Below are 514 nucleotides of genomic sequence, written 5' to 3' on the forward strand. Positions count from 1 at the left end.
ACCGCACGATCATTGGCTTCGGCTGGGCGAAGTGAAATATTGGCATCATGAGTCCAGCGTTTTCCACGTGGCTTGGGCACCCCTGCGAGAAGCGAGCGGGGTTTACGCCCTGGCCGGGTAGTCCGGCAGGACTTTTCAAACACAAGTTCTTTGCGCAAGCTGCCTGCCCCTTGTACGTAAAGGGCCTGGTAAATCGACTCGTGGCTAATAGTCATGGACGTATTATCACCCCACAGTGCAGCCAACCTGCCACTGGCCTGACGCGGCGAGGCGCCACGGTTGAGCAGATTGACAACCTGGGCGCGCAAAAATCGATTGTCATCGAGTTTGCGCGGCTTTGGACGAGCAAGACGCCCGCGGCTGGCCTGATCAGCGTGATAGGCATCGTAGATACCATCGACGCTGTTGCGTGCGATTTCACGACTGATAGTGGATTGACTACGACAGACTATCTGGGCGATACGCCGGTGCGAATGACCTGCCCGCAGGCAATCGGCAATAAGTAAGCGTTCCG

The 514-nt window shown here is 57.0% G+C and carries 2 pseudogenes; both read right to left on the minus strand.

The features are described from left to right. Nucleotides 1–215 (minus strand): annotated as a pseudogene (locus QP995_RS10820) (IS30 family transposase); the annotation flags it as partial. Between the two features lie 231 nt (nt 216–446). Beyond that, nucleotides 447–500 (minus strand): annotated as a pseudogene (locus QP995_RS10895) (hypothetical protein); the annotation flags it as partial. Nucleotides 501–514: the final 14 nt, after the last annotated feature.

Source organism: Corynebacterium sp. MSK032, from assembly GCF_030232065.1.
Lineage (GTDB): Bacteria > Actinomycetota > Actinomycetes > Mycobacteriales > Mycobacteriaceae > Corynebacterium > Corynebacterium jeikeium_D.